Annotated in this window: 15 protein-coding genes; 4 read left to right on the top strand and 11 right to left on the bottom strand. The window is 60.7% G+C overall.

The annotated features are described in order from the left end of the window. A partial coding sequence (dnaE, locus tag ACE3OH_RS08175) for a DNA polymerase III subunit alpha (RefSeq protein WP_374350639.1) occupies window positions 1–1,898 on the bottom strand: 1,898 nt, incomplete at its 3' end. Window positions 1,899–2,078: 180 nt separating this feature from the next. Next, window positions 2,079–2,531: an acyl-CoA thioesterase gene (locus ACE3OH_RS08170; protein WP_374350636.1), complete on the bottom strand. Its 453-nt coding sequence runs from the start codon at window positions 2,529–2,531 to the stop codon at window positions 2,079–2,081. Between the two features lie 172 nt (window positions 2,532–2,703). Here ACE3OH_RS08170 and ACE3OH_RS08165 point away from each other — a divergent pair, with 172 nt between their 5' ends. Continuing rightward, window positions 2,704–3,015 carry a PadR family transcriptional regulator gene (locus ACE3OH_RS08165; RefSeq protein WP_374350634.1) on the top strand — a complete coding sequence of 104 codons (312 nt, stop codon included), beginning with the start codon at window positions 2,704–2,706 and terminating at the stop codon, window positions 3,013–3,015. Continuing rightward, window positions 3,012–3,539, top strand: coding sequence for a hypothetical protein (locus tag ACE3OH_RS08160; RefSeq protein ID WP_374350628.1), 528 nt, complete (start codon window positions 3,012–3,014; stop codon window positions 3,537–3,539). The genes ACE3OH_RS08165 and ACE3OH_RS08160 overlap by 4 nt, the downstream gene beginning before the upstream one ends. Window positions 3,540–3,545: 6 nt before the next feature. On the opposite strand, the gene ACE3OH_RS08155 is transcribed toward ACE3OH_RS08160, so the two are convergent. From ACE3OH_RS08155 to fdxA, 9 genes are all read right to left on the bottom strand, one after another. Next, window positions 3,546–4,604 (bottom strand): PA0069 family radical SAM protein, encoded by a 1,059-nt coding sequence (locus tag ACE3OH_RS08155; RefSeq protein WP_374350624.1) that lies wholly within the window; start codon window positions 4,602–4,604, stop codon window positions 3,546–3,548. A gap of 289 nt (window positions 4,605–4,893) precedes the next feature. Further along, on the bottom strand, window positions 4,894–5,928 hold the full coding sequence (locus tag ACE3OH_RS08150; protein ID WP_374350621.1) for an NADP(H)-dependent aldo-keto reductase: 1,035 nt from the start codon (window positions 5,926–5,928) through the stop codon (window positions 4,894–4,896). Window positions 5,929–6,020: 92 nt separating this feature from the next. Next, a complete protein-coding gene (locus ACE3OH_RS08145) occupies window positions 6,021–7,640 on the bottom strand; it encodes a matrixin family metalloprotease (protein ID WP_374350618.1) in 1,620 nt (539 codons plus the stop codon). A 253-nt stretch (window positions 7,641–7,893) separates the two neighbouring features. Further along, window positions 7,894–8,784, bottom strand: a complete 891-nt coding sequence (gene mmsB / locus ACE3OH_RS08140; protein ID WP_374350615.1) for a 3-hydroxyisobutyrate dehydrogenase — start codon at window positions 8,782–8,784, stop codon at window positions 7,894–7,896. A gap of 183 nt (window positions 8,785–8,967) precedes the next feature. Beyond that, entirely contained in the window at window positions 8,968–10,464 is a 1,497-nt protein-coding gene (locus ACE3OH_RS08135) for a CoA-acylating methylmalonate-semialdehyde dehydrogenase (protein WP_374350612.1), read from the bottom strand. Between the two features lie 161 nt (window positions 10,465–10,625). Next, window positions 10,626–12,956: a hypothetical protein gene (locus ACE3OH_RS08130; protein WP_374350610.1), complete on the bottom strand. Its 2,331-nt coding sequence runs from the start codon at window positions 12,954–12,956 to the stop codon at window positions 10,626–10,628. After that, complete coding sequence (locus tag ACE3OH_RS08125) at window positions 12,950–13,333, bottom strand: hypothetical protein (protein ID WP_374350607.1); 384 nt, start codon at window positions 13,331–13,333, stop codon at window positions 12,950–12,952. The genes ACE3OH_RS08130 and ACE3OH_RS08125 overlap by 7 nt, the downstream gene beginning before the upstream one ends. 226 nt (window positions 13,334–13,559) lie before the next feature. Then, entirely contained in the window at window positions 13,560–16,343 is a 2,784-nt protein-coding gene (locus ACE3OH_RS08120) for a M16 family metallopeptidase (protein ID WP_374350604.1), read from the bottom strand. 109 nt (window positions 16,344–16,452) lie between these two features. Continuing rightward, window positions 16,453–16,791, bottom strand: coding sequence for a ferredoxin FdxA (gene fdxA, locus ACE3OH_RS08115; protein ID WP_374350601.1), 339 nt, complete (start codon window positions 16,789–16,791; stop codon window positions 16,453–16,455). A 90-nt stretch (window positions 16,792–16,881) separates the two neighbouring features. Between fdxA and gluQRS the strand changes: the two genes are divergently transcribed. Continuing rightward, complete coding sequence (gene gluQRS, locus ACE3OH_RS08110; protein WP_374350598.1) at window positions 16,882–17,787, top strand: tRNA glutamyl-Q(34) synthetase GluQRS; 906 nt, start codon at window positions 16,882–16,884, stop codon at window positions 17,785–17,787. A 199-nt stretch (window positions 17,788–17,986) separates the two neighbouring features. Next, window positions 17,987–18,744: FimV family protein (locus ACE3OH_RS08105; protein ID WP_374350595.1), on the top strand; the 758-nt coding region annotated here is incomplete at its 3' end.

Genomic DNA, 18,744 nt, shown 5'->3' with positions numbered 1-18,744 from the left:
GCGATGATTTCTTCGAACTTGGTCGGCTTGGCCTCGATCAGCACCTTTTTCATGCCGCTCGATTCAAACTGGAAGATCGCGGTGGTATTGCCGTCGGCAAACACCTTGTAGGCGAGCGGGTCATCCAGCGGCAGCTTGGCCACATCGACATCCTCGCCGCTTACCAGCTTGATATAGCGCTGTGCCATCTCGATGATGGTGAGGTTGCGCAGGCCCAAAAAGTCGAACTTCACCAGGCCGACCTGTTCCACGTCGTCCTTGTCGTATTGCGATACGGGCGAGGCGTCTTCGCCGCTGGCGATATACAGCGGGCAGAAGTCGGTCAGCTTGCCCGGCGCAATCAGCACGCCACCGGCATGCATGCCGATGCCACGGGTCAAGTCTTCCAGTTTCTCGGCCAGTTCCAGCAATTCGCCGGCGTCTTCGGCGTCGATCAATTCCTTGATCTGTGGCTCCATTTCCATGGCCGTGCTCAGCGATACCGGCTTGTTCGCTTCCAGCGGAATCAGCTTGGACAGCCGGTCGCACAGGCCGAAGGGCAGGTCCAGCACCCGCCCGACGTCGCGCACCACCGCCTTGGACGACATGGTGCCGAAGGTGGCGATTTGGCTGACTGCCTCCTCGCCATACTTCTGCCGCACATACTCGATCACCCGCCAGCGGTTCTCCTGGCAGAAGTCGATGTCGAAGTCGGGCATCGATACCCGCTCCGGATTTAGGAAGCGCTCGAACAGCAGGGCGTATTTGAGCGGGTCGAGATCGGTGATGCTCAGCGAGTACGCCACCAGCGAGCCAGCACCGGAACCCCGGCCGGGGCCGACCGGGCAGCCGTTTGCTTTGCCCCATTTGATAAAGTCGGCCACGATCAGGAAGTAGCCGGGGAAGCCCATCTTGATGATGGTGTCGCACTCGAACGTGAGCCGTGCCTCGTATTCCGGCCGCTTGGCAGCGCGGGTGGCTTCGTCGGGGAATAGCTGCAGCAGCCGCTCTTCCAGGCCGGCTTGCGCTTCGGCCACCAGGAAGTCGTCGAGCGTCATGCCCTCGGGAACCGGGAATAGCGGCAGGTAGTTCTTGCCCAGGGTAATGGTCAGATTGCAGCGGCGGGCGATTTCCACCGAGTTGCTCAGCGCCTCGGGCACATCATGGAACAGCGCCGCCATCTCGTCGGGCGACTTGAAGTACTGCTCCTCGGTATACAGCTTGGGCCGGCGCTTGTCGGCCAGCACATAGCCCTCGGCGATGCAGGTGCGCGCCTCATGCGCCTTGAAGTCGTCGCGGTCGAGAAACTGGATCGGGTGGGTAGCCACTACCGGCAGATCAAGTTCGCTGGCCAGATCGAGCGCGCCTTGCACGGCGATTTCCCACTTCGGGTCGCCGGTACGTTGCAGCTCGAGGTAGTAGGCATCGGGGAATAGCGTGGCCCAGCCCTGGGCAAGCTGGCGGGCGCTGTCGAGATTACCGTTGAGAATGGCCTGGCCGACATCGCCAAGTTGGGCACCAGAGAGGGCGATCAGCTGGCTGTTGTCGCCCTCTGCCAGCCAGGCGCGTTTCAGTTCGGCGCGGCCACGGTACTGGTTGTGGCGAAAGGCGGCGGTAACCAGCTCGCACAGGCGGCCATAGCCGGCGCGGTTGCGGGCAATCAGCAGGATGCGGAACGGCTTGTCGCGGTCTTCTTCGTTTTCGATCCAGGCATCGACACCGGCGATCGGCTTGATACCGCTGCCACGGCAGGTCTTGTAGTGCTTGACCATGCCGAACAGATTCATCAGATCGCTGATGCCCAGGGCTGGCATCTGCTGTTGTTTGGCGCGTTTGACGGCATCGTCGATACGGACGATGCCATCGCTTACGGAATACTCGCTGTGCAAGCGCAGGTGGATAAAGGCAGGTGACGTCATGGGCGGATTTTACCCGCCAAGTGACCAAGGAGGCTCTGAACAAATCGAGTTTTCACGCGCCGCTGCGTGTTCCGGGAGATCCGGAACTCACCCGGAAACGGATAGGTCCTTGATTTCTCGCTGTTTCATTCCATGCCTGTTCCGCCCGCCCGGCGCTGGGAGAGCCGGCATTCACGGTATTCAGGCTGCCGGTTTGCTGTCGATTTGCTCGAAATCGCTGGTGTGTTCGAGTGCGGCAAAGATGGTCGCCAAGGCCGCAGGCGGTGGCATCAGCTTGCGCGCGCGCAGGTCCAGCCAGGCGCCGGCCACCTCATGACGGGCCGCCAGCCTGCCATCTTCCTTGAGGATATCGTGGCGGATGCGAAAGCGGCTGCTGTCCTCGCTGAGGCCGGAAATGGCCACCACAATGGTCAGGCGCTCGCTCATCTTCACTTCCTTCAGATACTCGGTCCATTCCTTGAAGATGACCGGGCCAAAAGCGTGTGCCTGGAACTGCTCGAAGCCGAAACCGTGCGAGCGCAGCCATTCGATGCGTGCATGGGTGCAGAAGTCGGCATAGGCACTATGGCGCACGTGCTGGTTGGCGTCGCAGTCTGACCAACGTACTTCTATGGTGTGGCGGAATGATTCCATGGGAATGCCTCGCAAGCAGGTTTAAGCAGCCCATCATAGAGGGCAAGGCTTTGGGCAAGCAAGCGCTTGGTATTGAACAAGATGGAGCGGAATAGCGATGCCGGCTTGTCAGCCCGGCTGCCATGCACTACCTTGCTGGGCCGCGCCTATTGCCGCTTGGGGAGTGCCGTCAGTGCGTCTGAATCAACAAGAGCTCGAAGCCAGCCTGCTGATCTTGCTGCAAGCCGGCGACTGCACGCATTACGCGGCGGCAGGCGCCGTGCTTGCCCACAAGCTGGCACCCGAAGCGGCGATCTACCCCTGTTTGCGCCAGATGCTGCGCCGCGACTGGGTCAGCAGCTATCTGGTAGAGCAGGCCGATGGCCCGCCGCGCAAGTACTTTCGCCTGGAAACGCGCGGGCGCGATGCGCTGGATCGGCTGGCGCAGAGCTTGGCCGGGCGCTATGCGCAGATCCGCGCCCGCCTGTTGGAGCCAAGTGCATGAATCAATCCGACTTTCTGGCAGAGCTGGCCCAGGCTCTGGCGGCGCTGCCAGCCACCGAGCGCAGCGATATCCTCAATGACTACCGTGACTATTTTGCCGAGGCAGCAGCGGCCGGGCGCAGCGACGCAGCGGTGATCAGCGCCCTGGGCAGCCCGCAGCAGCTGGCGGCCGCCTTGCAGATGCCCACGCGCCACCCTGCGGCGCCTGCAACATCGGCTGCCGCCGATACCATCACCGCGTTCTTGCGCCAAAGCCTGATGATTGCCGTGACCGGCATCGGATTTCTGTTTGCCACCGGTTTCATGGTGTTCTTTTGCGCAGCGGGAATCTTGCTTTTGCTGGTACAACAGCCGCCCATTGCCAACAAGATCACGCTGAGCATTGCCGGCCACCCGGTCGCCGACCCGCAGCAGATGATGGCGGCAGGCGCCGTGCTGCTGGTGTGCGGGCTGATCAGCCTGTATATCGACTACCGGCTGCTGCGTAGCTTGCTTGGCCGTTTTCGGCGGCTGTTTTTGGGCTGAAGCAGCTTAAAACAAGCTCAGTTGCCCATCCAGCGTGGGTGCCCGGAACTGGGTACAGTCCAGCTCGCCACTGGCTGCTTGCAAGCGCAGGCGCTGGCGTGCCAGCTGGAAGCGCTGCGCCAGCAGGCTGGCAAATACGCCTTCGCCGCGCATGCGTTTGCCAAAGGTGGCGTCATAGTGCTTGCCGCCATGCGACTGCCGCAGGATGCTCAGCACATGGGCGCGCTTGCCCGGATAGTGGTGAGCCAGCCAGTCCTCGAACAATCCTTCCAGCTCCAGCGGCAGACGCAGCAGGATATAGCCGGCCGATACGGCGCCCGCGTCGCGGCAGGCGGCGAGTATCGCTTCCAGTTCATGATCGTTGAGGGCTGGAATCATCGGTGAAGCGAGCACGCCGACCTCGATGCCCGCATCGCTGAGCCGCTTGATTGTCTCGATGCGGCGCAAAGGCTGGCTGGCGCGTGGCTCCATCTTTCTGGCCAGCTCGCGATCCAGGGTGGTAACGCTGACCATTACCCGCAGCAAGCGCCGCCGGGCCAGCTCGGCCAGCAGGTCGATATCGCGTTCGATCAGCGCGTTTTTGGTCAGGATCAAGGTCGGGTGGCGACACTCGAGCAGCACTTGCAGCAGGCTGCGCGTCAGTCCGAATTCGCGCTCGGCCGGCTGGTAGCAATCGGTATTGGCGCCGAGGCAGATCGGTGCGACCTGGTAGCTGGGCCTGGCCAGCTCGCTGCGCAGCAAGCTGGCGGCGTTGGGCTTGGCGATGATGCGGGTCTCGAAATCAAGGCCGGCCGAATAGCCCCAGTAGGCATGGCTGGGCCGGGCGAAGCAGTAGATGCAACCATGCTCGCAACCCTGGTAGGGGTTGATCGATTGGGAAAAACGCAGATCGGGCGATTGATTGCGGCTGATGATGGACTTGGCCGGATGCAGCTGGATGACCGTGCGCGGCCGGCCGGTTTCGGCCTCGCCTTGCCAGCCATCATCCACCGCCTCGCGCGCCAGTTCGCTGAAGCGATTGTCGGGATTGTGTGCCGTGCCCCGGCCATGTCGTTCGTCACGCATCGCGCAACTATAACGCAAAGAGAACGAATGTTCACTTTTGAGCCTCGCCCGCCCTCGTCGGCAAACTGACTGCCTGCAAGGGGGGGGGTGAGTGAAGGGCCATTGCTAACACGGTCGGCGCCAAGCAAATTCACTTGAGCGCCAACGGGGCGCGCATCCACCGCGCAGCGCGGATGGGTTGGAAAACGCGGAATCAATCACTTACCCGTTGCTGCTTGAATCCCGGGTTTACCGGGGCCGGCCACACCGATCGAAAACGAGATACGAGCGGGGCTTGCTTGGCGCGTCCCTATGGCGCTGGGTTGGGCAAACGCAAATGAATCGCCTCGATGCCATCGAGCACCGCCTGCGGCAGCACCAGCGCGGCGCTGTCGATATTGTCCTGCAATTGCGCAAGACTGGTGGCGCCAATGATGGTGCTGGCCACCCACCAGCGACTTTGCATCCAGGCCAGCGCCATTTGCGCCGGCTTGAGCTGGTGCTGGCGTGCCAGTTCCACATAGGCAGCAATGGCAGACGGCAGGTTCGCCTTGGTATAGCGCTGGCCGAATGCCGGGAAGCGGGTGATGCGGCCCTCGGCCTCGGGGTTATCCAGATACTTGCCGCTGAGGTGGCCAAAGGCCAGGGCGCTATAGGCAAGAAGGCTGACTTGTTCGCGGTGGCAGGTCTCCGCCAGGCCATTCTCGAACGTACGGTTCACCAGGCTGGCGGCATTCTGGATGGTGGCAACACGCGGCAGATCATGCAGCTCGGCCTGTTTGATGAATTCACTGACGCCCCAGGGCGTTTCATTGCTCAGGCCGACATAGCGCACCTTGCCCTGGCGCACCGCGACTGCCAATGCCTCCAGCTGGCTGTGTATGCTTGGCGACGGGGCTTCCTGCGCCGGGTCGTAACGGGTGCCGCCAAACATCGGCACGCTACGCGCCGGCCAATGGATCTGGTACAGGTCGATATAGTCGGTTTGCAGGCGTCTGAGGCTGCCATCGATGGCGGTGCTGATCTGGGCGGCATCGAGTGCCAGCGGGTTGCGTACCCATTGCAGGCCGCGGCTTGGGCCGGCCACCTTGGTGGCGATCACCAGCTGGTCGCGGCGCTGCTGCTTGAGCCAGCTGCCCACATATTGCTCGGTACGGCCCTGGGTTTCGGCACGTGGCGGCACCGGGTACATCTCGGCAGTGTCGATAAAGTTGATGCCACTGGCCAGAGCGAGATCGAGCTGCGCATGGGCGTCGGCTTCGCTGTTCTGCTCACCGAAGGTCATGGTGCCAAGGCACAGGCGCGACACGATAAGGTCGCTGCGGCCAAGCTGGGTGGTTTGCATGGGGCTTTGCTCCGTGATGTGCATCAGGCCGGCATTGTGCACGTAAAAACGCCCGGCATGGCCGGGCGTCTGCTTGCGATTGACGTTCGATTTCAGAAGGTTCGCACCAGCTTGTACTGGCTCTTGGCAAGGACATCGCTGAGCGAGCTGCCATAGCCGACAAACAACAGGGTGCCGGCCGGAATGATGCGGCTGTCAAAACCACGCAATACATCGAAGTTGGCGGCGCCCGGCGCGCTAAAGCTGAACAGCGGCGTCGCATTGCTGTCCCAGCCGGTGCTGTGGCGATAGAACAGCTGCCCACCCAGCATGGCGGCGACATAGACGCCTTGGCTGCCGCTGGCGCTGGACTCGATATTGGCGCGCGCCGAATAGGCTTGCTGTGAGCCGGTTTCCGCCACGGTGATGCCATTGCCGCTGAGGGTGCCATTGCTTGCAGAAAAGCTGACTTGCTTGACCGCATCGGCCGAATTGGTCGACTGACCACCGCGGCCGTTGGCCAGATCCAGGCCATAGCGTGGCAATACCGACTTGGCCCAGAAATCGACCCGGTTGGCACCGGCAATCGGGCTGACCGTGGTGACGGCGGTGCCGTAGCTGTCATTGGCATAGGCGTTGACATAGCTGGTAGCCACGGCACTGTAGTTGACGGTGCGCGGCGTCAGGCTGCCGGCGGCGCCTTGCTCGACAATGGCGGCGTATTCCATCTTGGCGACTGCACCGCTGCTGGCGCCGCTGAGGGTGAAGGGCAGGGTGGTAGCCAGTTTGCCATTGACCAATCCCTGGAATTGCCATTGGCCGTTGTAGCCAAGGCCCAGATTGGCCAGCGGCAGGTAGTTATAGGCTTGCGAGTAAGTGGCTGCGCCGCTGGTGCTGACATAGGCCAGGCCATTGGGGGCGATAAAGCGGTAGGTGATGGTGTCGGTCGGCTGGATACCGCGCCAGCGCAGCGTGAAGAAGGCCGGGCTGCCGGCTGTGACGGCGCTGAGCGTGGTAGCCGAGCCGGTGGCTGCCGGTGTGCTGGCAGTGATTTCTGCCGACAGTCCAAGCCCGCCATCGGCCGGCAGGCGGCTGAGGTCGGTGAGGGTCTGCATGCCCTTGCCGCCATACAGATTGGCGCAGGTCTCGATATCGTCGCCGGTCAGGCTGGAAAAGTTGTTGTAGGGGTTGGCATACATGATCGAGAACGGATCATCGCTATGGTCAAAGCCGAGCAGGTGGCCGACCTCGTGGGTCAGCACCCGGCCATCGGCGAGCGAATCGCTCAGGCTGACATTGCCATTGGTATTGAGCCGTATGCTGCCGCCGGTATAGAAGGTGAAGCGGCTGGCCGAATCGCTGCTGTAGGGGCCGGCATCGGCCGAGGCGTACTGGCCGATGTCGGCAAAGCCCACGACCACTTCATTGGCGCTGGTATTGCCGACAGCAGTGCTGGTGGTACCGGCATATTGCGCATTGATCTGGCAAACCGCTGCCCAGGCGGCAAAGCCCTTGTTGATGGCATCAAGCGCCTGCTGGTCGGTGATATTGGCCGGCTTGCCGGCCGAGTTGTATTTCCAGCTGATGCTGCCGTTCTTCCATTTGCCCGGCGCATTGCTGCCCAGATAGACGCCACGGGCCGTTTCGGCCTGGGCAACGCTGCCCAGTGCGCAGGCAAGCAGGGCGGCCAGCAGGGCTTGGCCAAGAGGTTTAGGGCTGGTCGAGCGAAACATGGGCATGGGCTCCTGCAAGGATGAGGTTCACAAGGGTTATCCCTTGCATGATACGTTACTCGCGCTTGTTTATGACAATTGCGTATTCATCCGGGTGTGGCAGCCGACAAACGTAGGCTAGGGCGTGGTGTTGGGCAAAGCCTGGCAAGCGGCCACCATGGCCAGAAGTGGCTTGCCGCGCCGATCATGTGGATCAGGCGGCGGACCGCATTGATGGCCTTCCCCCGCTGACGGGAGAAGGCGCAGGTGCTTTTTAGCCGCGTCGCTTGATCAGCTGCTGAATGCTGGAAAAGTCCAGCTGGCCGCTACCCTGGCCACTATGCAGGGCATACAGGCTGCGCGCAGTGCTGCCCAATGGCGTGGCAACGCGGCTGGCCTGTGCGGCTTCCATTGCGAGACCCAGATCCTTCAGCATCAAATCCACCCCGAAGCCGCCGGCATAGTCGCGGCTGGCCGGCACGCCGTCCATCACGCCGGGCCAGGGATTGTATTTCTCCAGGCTCCAGTTGCCGCCCGAGCTGACGCGCATGATATCGCTGAGCACTTTCGGGTCGATACCGTTGGCCACACCGAGATTCAGTGCTTCGGCGGTGCCGATCATATGGATGGCCAGCAGCATATTGTTGGCGATCTTGGCTACCTGGCCGGCACCGGCGGCGCCGGCGTGGAACAGGTTCTTGCCCATCGCTTCCAGTACCGGGCGGGCGCGCTCCAGCGTTGCGGCTTCGCCGCCGACGATAAATGTAAGCGTGCCGGCGGCGGCGCCAGCGGTACCGCCCGACACTGGCGCATCGAGCATGGCAATGCCGCGCTTCTGTGCTGCGGCGTGTACCTTGCGTGCCGTGTCCGGCGAGATGGTCGAGCATTCCAGCAGCAGAGCGCCGCCAGGGATGGCCTGCATCAGCGCCGCCTCGCCAAGATAGAGTGATTCCACATGCTGGCTGGCCGGCAGCATGGAGATGACGATGTCGGCATGGCTCACTGCGTGGACGGCATTGGGGGCGGCTGTGGCACCGAGTGCAACGGCGGCTTCCAGCGCGGCGGGCACCAGGTCGAACACACTGAGGCTATGGCCGGCCTTGAGCAGATTGGCAGCCATCGGGCCGCCCATGTGGCCAAGGCCGATAAAGGCGATATGGGGCATTGCTGTCTCCTTGTTTTTGTAAAGACGCGTTCGGGACGCTTTGATCAGAACGACTCCGCGGTCGGTATCACCGTCCAGGGGAGGCGCTTCGGGCGTGCTGGTAGATTCCTGATTCGACGCGTGGAGCGTGGGAGCGGCTTTGGCCGCTCCCACGAATCAAGCTCTATCGCTACTCTGCGGCGATCAGCGCAAGGCGATGGTGGTGTTCACCGGGCCGGCCGTCGCGTCATCATCGAACCAGCGCGCGGTTACCGTCTTGGTCTGGGTGTAGAAGCGGATCACTTCCTTGCCATAGGGGCCGAGGTCGCCGAGTTTGGAGCCGCGCGAGCCGGTAAAGCTGAAAATCGGCACCGGCACCGGAATCGGCACATTGATGCCGACCTGGCCGACGTCGATATCGTGCTGGAATTTGCGCGCCGCTGCGCCGCTCTGGGTGAACAGCGCCGTGCCATTGCCGTAAGGATTGGCGTTGACCAGGGCGATGGCGGCATCGAGCGAGTCGGCCTCGCAGATGCACAGCACCGGCCCGAAGATTTCTTCGTCGTAGATTGCCATGCCGGGTTTCACCGCCGAGAAAATGGTCGGCGCAACGAAATTGCCACTCTCATAGCCGGCAATTACAGGCTTGCGGCCATCAAGCTCCAGGGTGGCGCCTTGCTCGATGCCTTGGCCGATCAGCTTCTCGATACGCGCGAGGGCCTGGCGGTTGATCACCGGGCCCAGATCGGCGCCCGGCTCGCAGCCGGCGCTGACCTTGAGGGTTTTTGCCTTGGCGACGATATCGGGTATCCATTCCTTGGCCTTGCCGACCAGCACCACCACCGAGGTGGCCATGCAACGCTGGCCAGCGGCACCGAAGGCAGCGCCGACCAGGGCATTGAGTGTCTGCTCCTTATTGGCATCGGGCAGTACCACCGCATGGTTCTTGGCGCCGAGCATGGCCTGCACCCGCTTGCCGTTACTGGTGCCGCGCTCATACACATGGCGACCGACATTGACCGAGCCGACAAAGGAGATCGCCTTGATGTCCGGGTGGTCGCAAATGGCATTCACCGCCTCGACCCCGCCATGCACCACATTGAGCACGCCGCGCGGCAGGCCGGCCTGCTGGGCCAATTCGGCCAGCTTCATCGGCGTCAATGGGTCTTGCTCGCTGGGCTTGAGTACAAAGGTATTGCCGGCCACGCAGGCCATCGGAAACATCCACAGCGGGATCATCGCCGGGAAGTTGAACGGGGTAATGCCGGCGCACACGCCAAGCGGCTGGCGAATCGCATAGGTATCAACGCCGCCCGCCACGTTTTCGGCAAATTCGCCCATCTGCAGGGTGCCAATCGAGCAGGCATGCTCGACCACTTCCAGGCCGCGAAACACATCGCCCTTGGCATCGGCCAGGGTCTTGCCCTGTTCGCGGGTAAGCGTTGCAGCCAATTCGTCCATATGCTCGCGGATCAGGGCCTGCAAGCGCAGGAACACCCGGGCACGTTCGGCAATCGCCGTGGCGCGCCAAGCCGGAAACGCCGCCTTGGCGGCGGCTACCGCCTGCGCTACTTCATCACTACCGCACATCGGCACACTGGCCAGCACATCCTGGGTGGCCGGGTTCACTACATCGCGCCACTGGCTGCCCTTGGCGTCGACGAATGCACCGTCGATCAACAGCTTTACTTTGTCTACCATGTCTCGCTCCATCGTTATCGGCCGAGCGGCCTTCGGATGGGTTTGTAGCGCTTGAGTGACGTTAACGTCAATCCAAAATTGCTTTAGCTATTAATAAAACAAGCGCAATCCGGAGAGGATTGCGCTTGAGGAAATTGAAACGAACGTTTACGCGAACTGGTTTATTCGATCAGGAACGATTGCGCCGTTCCATCCCTGTTCTTGATGACTACATGGTTTGCCCCGTCCAGCCACCAGCTCAGGTTGGCTTTGTCAGCGGGCACCTGTTGGAGAAGATAATTCGGCAGCAGTCGGTAGACCTGATTCAATACCGTAACGATCAGGTGCCCGGATTCGGTATCGAGCTTTATCGAGGCCGCCGGATCTATCGTACGCGCTGCCTGATACAGGGCATTCGTATCTGCGGCTACGGGCAGCAGCAATGTGCGACTTGCACCGTCGTGGTAGCTCACATAACCATTTGCATCGCTAAAGATGCCGACCCGGCTATCCGGTGCGCTTCGCCAGGCAGGCCGCAACACAAATTCGACGCCATTGTTTGCCAGACCACCCAGTTGCTGAACGCGATAGCTCCCGTCATTCTGCACGGTTGCACCAATGCTTTGGTCAAACAGCCGCCCCTGTGTCACAGGGCGGTATGGTTGGTTCACTGCAGGTGCGAAGAATAGCTGCAGGCCTCCCGTCACATAGCGCACGCGCCCATCTACCAAATTGCTGAATCCGTCCGGGAGACTGGTATCGATCAGGATGTCGCCGATCGGCCGGAAAACGTAAGGCAGCTTTTCCGCTACTTCGGGGTTTTCGGACGGAATCGTGAAGACGCCCCATTGGTTGGCGCTGAACAGCGTGGGGTCCAATCCGGCTGCCTCGAATACGCGTTGCTTGAGTGTTTTCCCGCCACCCAGCCGTACTGCGCTGCCGTTCAGATTGGGGATTTTGGCATCGTTGAAAATGCTGCTTGCAGATTGGTCCGCGAAGCTGACTCGATCGCCGGCGAGGCTGGAATTGTCGCCAATGGTACCAAGGCGAACCCGGGTGACCTTGTCTACAGAGTCGATGAACACCGCCTCGCCGGCAAGTACCTTGTTGTCGGTAAGGGCGGCAAACTGATTTGACGCAAGCGAGTTTGCCGGCAGGATAAGACAACCGGTAACCACGCCGACATCGGTTCCTGAGTTGCTACCGGACAGGGCAAGGGTGGTGCTGGATGCATCGGTACAGGAGGTCACCGCCTTGTCGCCCACGGCGAGTAGTACTTTGCCGCCAGTAGCATTGCTGACTGTTGCGCCACCAGACACGGTGCGGATCACGGGTGTGTTTACGCCGTTGACCATGATCGTGTCGAATTTGATCTGCGTATTGCTTGCGGTGGTAGTCAGCTTGACTTTGTTGCCATTGCCCAGGTCAAGGGTAACGGTTGCGCCATCTTGGATGGAGAGTTGCGAGCCACCTTGATTGTTGCTGGTCACAACAACCGTCGCGCCGTCGCCAATGGTAAGGTTCTTGCCGCCAGTTGGCAGGGGGGCTGCCGTGCTGCAACTGCTGCTTCCCCCACCATTCAAGCCTGAACATACCCAGCTCCACGGGCCGCTTCCGCCCACGCTACCAGCATTGCCACTGGCGCACAGCCCGGCGCTTGGAATACTTTCCAAGGTGGCGCCATCAGCTGACCCGCAAACCCCTGCCACCGGACATGCACTGGTGGTGAAGGTCTGGTCGGAGCCCGGATAGGCGACGCTGGCAACCGTCGCGGTCAAACGATAGTGATAGCTGGTATTGCAGCTAAGGCCGGTTGCACTTCCGCTGATGGCAGTTGAGCCTGCGCCGCTGCTGAGGCTTGACGGGGTGGCACTGACGGTCTGGCCGTAGGCAGTGGTTGTGCCGAGCTCAAAACTGATGGCAGATACGGTCAAGCTGTTGTCATTGACCGTGCCTGCCAAAGTTGCACCGGTGGTGGTGATGGAAGAGCTTGCACCGGTTGTGACCGTAGGTCCGCAGGCTGCGGTGGTGAAGGTCTGATCGGTACCGTTCTCCAGTGTTGATCCATTGACTGCACCATCGTCAGTGGTTGCGTTGAAGCGATAGTGGTATGTGGTATTGCAAGTCAGGCCGGTAATCGACGCGGTTACGGTGGTTGTACCGGAGCTGCCAGCCGGAACTGTTCCATTGGCAGTAATTGTCCCGGAATTGCCGTACGCTGTTGTGGTTCCCCACTCCAGAGCCATGGTCTGTGCCAACCCACCTTTGTTGATGGCGCGTGAAACCGAGGCGCTTGTTTGCGTCAATGTGTCATTGCTGCCGGCGCCCGGGGCACAGGGCGTGGTGTAAAAATACAAGGAAGTGTTGGTGGTGTTGGTATTTGAGTGTTCAGCCGACCCAGCGGTGGTGTGCGAGCCCGCAAAGTGATAACGATACAGTTTGTTGCAGCTAAGGCCGGTCATTTCGCAGGAGAAATTGTAAGTGCCTGCGGCACCGGCATCGACATCTAACACATCAAGGTAGCACTATTGCTTGGCGTTCCCGCGCTGGCTGTGCCAGTGCCTGAAAAGTTGCTGGGACTTACGCCACCGACTGAGCCGGAGTCTTTGATGAAGGCCAGTTCATCCATCGAATAGGTACTAGGCGATCCTACCCCTGCCACGATGTCGACTGAGCCGCGCATTTTGCCGCAGGTGGTGATTTTGGTTTGTCCTGTGCAAACCTGTGCTGACAGCGCTGTCATTGAGTTGATCACCATGGAGTTGTTGTTGCTGATCGCATGCGCTTTGCTTTGAAGCAACAACAGGCTCCAAACAATTACGATTGAGAGATGCCAAATGCTGGGCATGACTAGTTTCTTAGGAACTCGATCGATTGTTGAGAGCTGCATGATGTGCTCCGAATCATTGGTTAATGAGGGCGAGCTCCGACCTTTGGTGCCTTCATCAGAAGGCACTTCAACCGCGATGAAACCGGTCTTGCAGCCGGTTTTCCTTTATGGCAAGGCTTTCGCAGTATGCAAAGCGAAAAACTGTACGAAAGCACAGACGGCTACTCATCGTTACGTTTCTCACGCCCGCTGAGTATGCATTCCCTCCCAAGATGCTTGGTGCCGATCACTGAGCAATCGAGTTCCCGCCAGAAAAATTGCCCACAACCACTATTGTCAGTAGTGCCGGGTCGAAATACTTGTGCAGCGCCTCGTTCACGTCCTTCACGGTGAGGCGCTTCAGCGCGGCGATTTCTTCTTCGTCTCGGCTCAGTGCTTCATTCCAGCGCAGGCTGCGCTCTAACAGGTCCAGCTGATAGCTGGGGCTACCAAGCCGTGTCTGCATGTTTTGCAACCAGCCGGTGCGGATGTCGTCGAGTTCCTGCTGGGTGAAGCCATCCTTGCGGGCTCGCTCAATTTCTTCCTTGACCAAGATCCCGATTCGCTCTCGGTTTTCTGGCGCAAAGCTGGCGCTGATCCGCCAGATGCCCCAGTCGTCTTGGCGGCCGAAGCTGACGTTGCTCTGAATGCCGTAGCTAAGTCCTTCCTGAGTACGGATGCGCTGGAACAGACGCGACTTGTCGCCGGCCCCCAGCAGCGCATTGGCAACATTGGCAGCCAGCCGGTCGGCATGGTCGTAACCTATCGGCAGATTGGCGCGGGCGCTGTATACCGCATTGGCCCGATCGGGCGTATTAATGCGGTAGTAGCCCGGTGCGACCGCAACGAACGGGGTGGAGGCATGGCGAAATGCCTGTTTACCATGCCAGCTGCCAAACATCTGCTCCAGCTTGGGAAGCATCGCCTTGCTGTCGAAATCACCCACTACTACCAGCTCGCCCTCGCCTATGCCGTAATACTGCTGGTAGAAGGATTCGATACCCTGCAGGGTCAGTGCTTGTACATCCTGCTGCTCTTCGTCTGGGCTTAATAAGTGGCGCAGGTCGCCGCGGGGCCAGTTGCCGGCGAAATGTTTGCTAAGCGCAGGAGAAGCCAGCACCGATGGGTCGCTACTGCTACGGGTGGCGGCAAGGCCTTCCAGCTTGCGTAATTTGGCAGTGTCGAAGTCAGTGGCATCAAAACGGGGCGAGCGAAGCAATTCCGCCAGCAAGGTCAATGCAGGGTCTAGCTGCTGCCGCTCGGCCTTGAGCACTGCGCTGAAGCCCTGTGCGTCGGCGCTGATTTCGGTGCCGGCGTGAAGCTGGTCCAGGATGGTACTAACCGCCACCTTGCTGTGGCTTTGGCTCGCTTGGCCCAATAGCCCATTGAGCGCGTCGCCGACTACCTCCTTGCCAAACAAGGACTCAACATCGCCAAATCGCGCTTTGAGGCGCAGATACACCTGCTCGCCCCGCATCTTGCGCGGCAGCAGGGCATAGTGAAGGCCATTGGCAAACTGTCCGGTCTGCACCCTGCTGGCGATATGGGCGATGCTGGCTTCGAACTTTTCGCCTTCACTGGCAGCCGCTCGCCCCTGGTAGTGGGCAAGCAGGCTGGCGACATCGGGGGCTGCCGGAATGCTGACTTCGCTGCTGCGCTCGCTCGGAATGAAGCGCCCGAGGGTGCGGTTGGCCGGCAGCAGATAGCGCTGCGCCACCCGGCGCACATCGGCGGGTTTGACGCTTTCCAGCTGGTCGCGCAGGTAAAACGGCAGGCGCCAATCCCCTTGTGCTGCGCCGCTACCGACCATGCCGGACAGGGTAAAGGGCTGCAGCATGGCCTGGCGTGAGCTGCTGGCATAAGCGCTGACGGCGCGCTCGATCTGTTCGTCCTTGATCGAATCGAGCAAATCGGTTTCGACCAGCTTGAGCAAGCTGGCTTCGCTTTCGGCCAGCTTGGCATCTTTTGGCAGGGTGACGGAAACCTGGAACAAGCCCGGGTCTATCAGGCAGTCCATATTGGCGCCACCGCCCAGTACCTGTTTGGTGTCGACCAGCTGCTTCTGGATGCGCCCATCGTTGCCGTTGGCCAGCACATAGGCGAGCACAGCCAGGGGGGCATAGTCAGGATGCAGGCAGGACGGAACATGGTAGTCAGCGATCAGGAAGGGCAGATCTCCGGGGCGGCGCAGGGTGACGCTACGCTCGCCGTCCTGCGCCGGTTCGATGCTGTGCTGGCGCGCGATGGCAGTAGCTGGCTTGGCCAAGGGACCGAAATATTGCTGTACCCAGGCAAGGGCCTTGGCGCTGTCAAAAGCGCCGGCAATGGTCAGGGCGGCATTGTCAGGGCGATAGAATCGCTGATACAGCGCCCGCAAGGACTCCGGCGTGGCGGACTCGACATCGCTGCGATTGCCGATGACCGGTTCGCGGTATTTGTTATAGCGGTAGGCGCTGGCGAGCAGCCTTTGGTACAGCACATTGCCCGGCGAGTTTTCGCCACGCTCCAGCTCGTTGCGCACCACGGTCATCTCTTTGGCAAGCGAGTCCTTGCTGACCGAGGCATTGACCATGCGGTCCGCTTCCATCATCAGCGCCCATTCGAGGTTGTCCATGCACACTGTTGCGCCGGCTGGCTTGCTGCATGGGCTGTTGGCGGCAAAGCTCTCGAAGTAGGCAGTGCGGTCGCTGAAGGTAGTCGCGTTCTGGTTCATGCCACGCCGCCTGAATTCATCGCGCGGACTGGGCACCTTCGGCGTGCCAAGGAACAGCATATGTTCGAGCAGATGGGCCGAGCCCGAGCTGCCATGGGGTTCGTCGCGGCTGCCGACAAAATAATTGACGGTCACCAGGGTATTGGTCTGACTGTCGTCGGGTACCAGCAAGACCTGCAGGCCATTGCCAAGCCGGTAGCTGCTGACGCCTTCGAGGCTGGATTCAGCTTGAATTGCTGCGGTGGCTGCCAGTGCTTTGCCGGCGAACAACAAGGCAAGCATGGGTTTTGCCAGTTGCTTGAACAGGTGAGGGTGCATGAAGAGGCTCTGCTGGTTTCGGCGGCCATGACACGCGCTAGCCGCAGATATATGAAAGCAAAAACGCCCGCGGCAAGCCGGCGGGCGTTTCCAGACGGTGATGCGGCGCTCAGGCGCCGTTACGGTCGAGGTGCGACAGTTTGTTCTTGACGCTAGCCCACTGATCGTGATCGGGCAGCGGGTCTTTCTTTTCCACGATCACCGGCCACTTTGCGCTCTTGGCCAGCTCGGCATTGAGCTGGATATACACTTGCTGGTCGGCCGGTACGTCATCCTCGGCGTAAATCGCTTCAACCGGGCATTCGGCGACGCACAGGGTGCAATCAATGCACTCATCGGGGTCGATCACCAGAAAATTCGGCCCCTCATGGAAGCAATCCACCGGACAGACATCGACGCAGTCGGTATATTTGCACTTCACGCAGGCATCGGTCACCACGTAAGTCATTTCGGTATTTCCTCAGGCTGTTTGTTACATCGGCACAATGCGAACTCGGCGGCGATTGTAGCAGATGCCCCAGTGCTTCCTTGCGACTCCATGGCTATTTCCAAAGAGATTTCGACGATATCAGCACCCGTATACCGCGGGCGCTTTGCACCCAGCCCCACAGGGCCCTTGCATATGGGCTCGCTGGTCGCGGCGACCGGCAGCTACTTGGATGCACGCGTACAGGGCGGGCAATGGCTATTGCGCATGGAAGACCTCGATCCGCCACGGGAAATGCCGGGTGCCGCCGACGATATCATTCGCACCCTGGCGGGCTTTGGTTTCGAATGGGATGGCGAGATTGTTTACCAGAGCCAGCGCCTCGATCGGTACCGGCAAGCGCTGGACAGTCTGTCGGCAAAAGGCCTCGCCTATCCGTGCTCCTGTACCCGCAAGGAGATCGCCGCAGTGGCCATCAATGGCATAGATGGCGCCATCTACCCTGGTAGCTGTCGCCATGGTCTTGCACCGGGCAAGTCGGCGCGTGCCTGGCGCCTGCGCGTGTCCGCGGGCGAAGTGGCATTTGAGGATCGATGCTGCGGGCCACAAATGCAGGATCTGGAGCGGCAATTGGGCGACTTTGTGCTGCTGCGGGCCGATGGCTATTTTGCCTATCAGTTGGCGGTGGTGGTTGACGATGCGGCGCAGGGCATCAGCGATGTGGTGCGCGGCGCCGATCTGCTCGATTCCACGCCACGCCAGATCTATCTGGCGCGTTGTCTGGGCTTGCCGGCGCTGCGCTATGCCCATTTGCCGCTGGTGGTAAACGAGCAGGGAGAAAAGCTCAGCAAGCAGACCCGGGCGCCGGCGCTGTCGACAGCTGATATGAGCGGCCAGCTTTGGCAGGCGCTGGCCCATTTACGGCAATCGCCGCCCGCTGATTTACGGCGCGCGCCGCTTGCTGAAATCTGGCAATGGGCGGGGGAAAACTGGCAACTCCCAATGAAAAACCGCTGAGGGCATGTAGTGTTGCGCAGACCGCACGCCGGGCGTGTTCTACGCCAATGTCATGTATCTCATTGAAAACTAAGCGCCATTTTTTCTGGGTTTATTTATAAAAATAGCCGTCTAAACTCACAAGGCACGTGAGCTTGCGTGCGTAACCCCATGATGTTATTTTACTTGTTGAAATTTCGTCTCCGAAAAGGGTGGAGCCGTGGGAATCGAAACAAAATTTAAAACGTCAGTTCTGGCCGTCGCATTGGCCACAATTCCATTCGCGGCACATGCTGCAGGAATGGGTCGGCTGAATGTACTTTCCGGTTTGGGGCAGCCACTGCATGCCGAGATTGATCTCGTTGCGGTCCAGGCTGCTGAAGGGGAGTCATTGCGCGCAGCGCTGGCGGCGCCCGAGGCATTTCGTGAGGCGCAAATCGAATATCCGCCCACGGCACTCGGTCTGCGCTTCAATTTGGAGAAGCGGGCGAATGGCCAGTATTTTATTGCCGTCAATTCGCTGGCAGCGATTAATGAACCCTTTTTGGATTTTCTGGTTGAGTTGAAGTGGGATGGCGGGCGCGTGCTGCGCGAATACACCGCCCTGCTTGATCCGGTCGGCTACACCCCGGCAGCCCCAGTGCCGGCCGCGCGTACCCAGCCTCCGGCCAGCAAGGCGGGCAAGCAGGCCGAGGCTGGTTCGCCCTCCCCAAAAGCTGAGCCCTCGAAAAAGACAGAAGCAAGCCGGCCGCGCGAGTCGGTCGAGGGTGGCGACACGTACACCGTCAAGTCGGGCGACACCCTGGCAGTGATCGCCCGACAGCATAAGGCCGAAGGCGTAAGCCTCGAGCAAATGCTGGTGGGGCTTTATCAGGCCAATGAAGACGCTTTCGATGGCAATATGAATCGCCTCAAGCGTGGCGCTATCCTCAAGCTGCCTGGCAAGGCGGCGGGTGATATCAGCCAGGCTGATGCAGT

This window comes from Chitinimonas sp. (genome assembly GCF_041904975.1).
Lineage (GTDB): Bacteria > Pseudomonadota > Gammaproteobacteria > Burkholderiales > Chitinimonadaceae > Chitinimonas.
The sequence above is the reverse complement of the archived record's forward strand: the minus strand, read 5'-3'. Positions and strand labels throughout refer to the sequence as shown.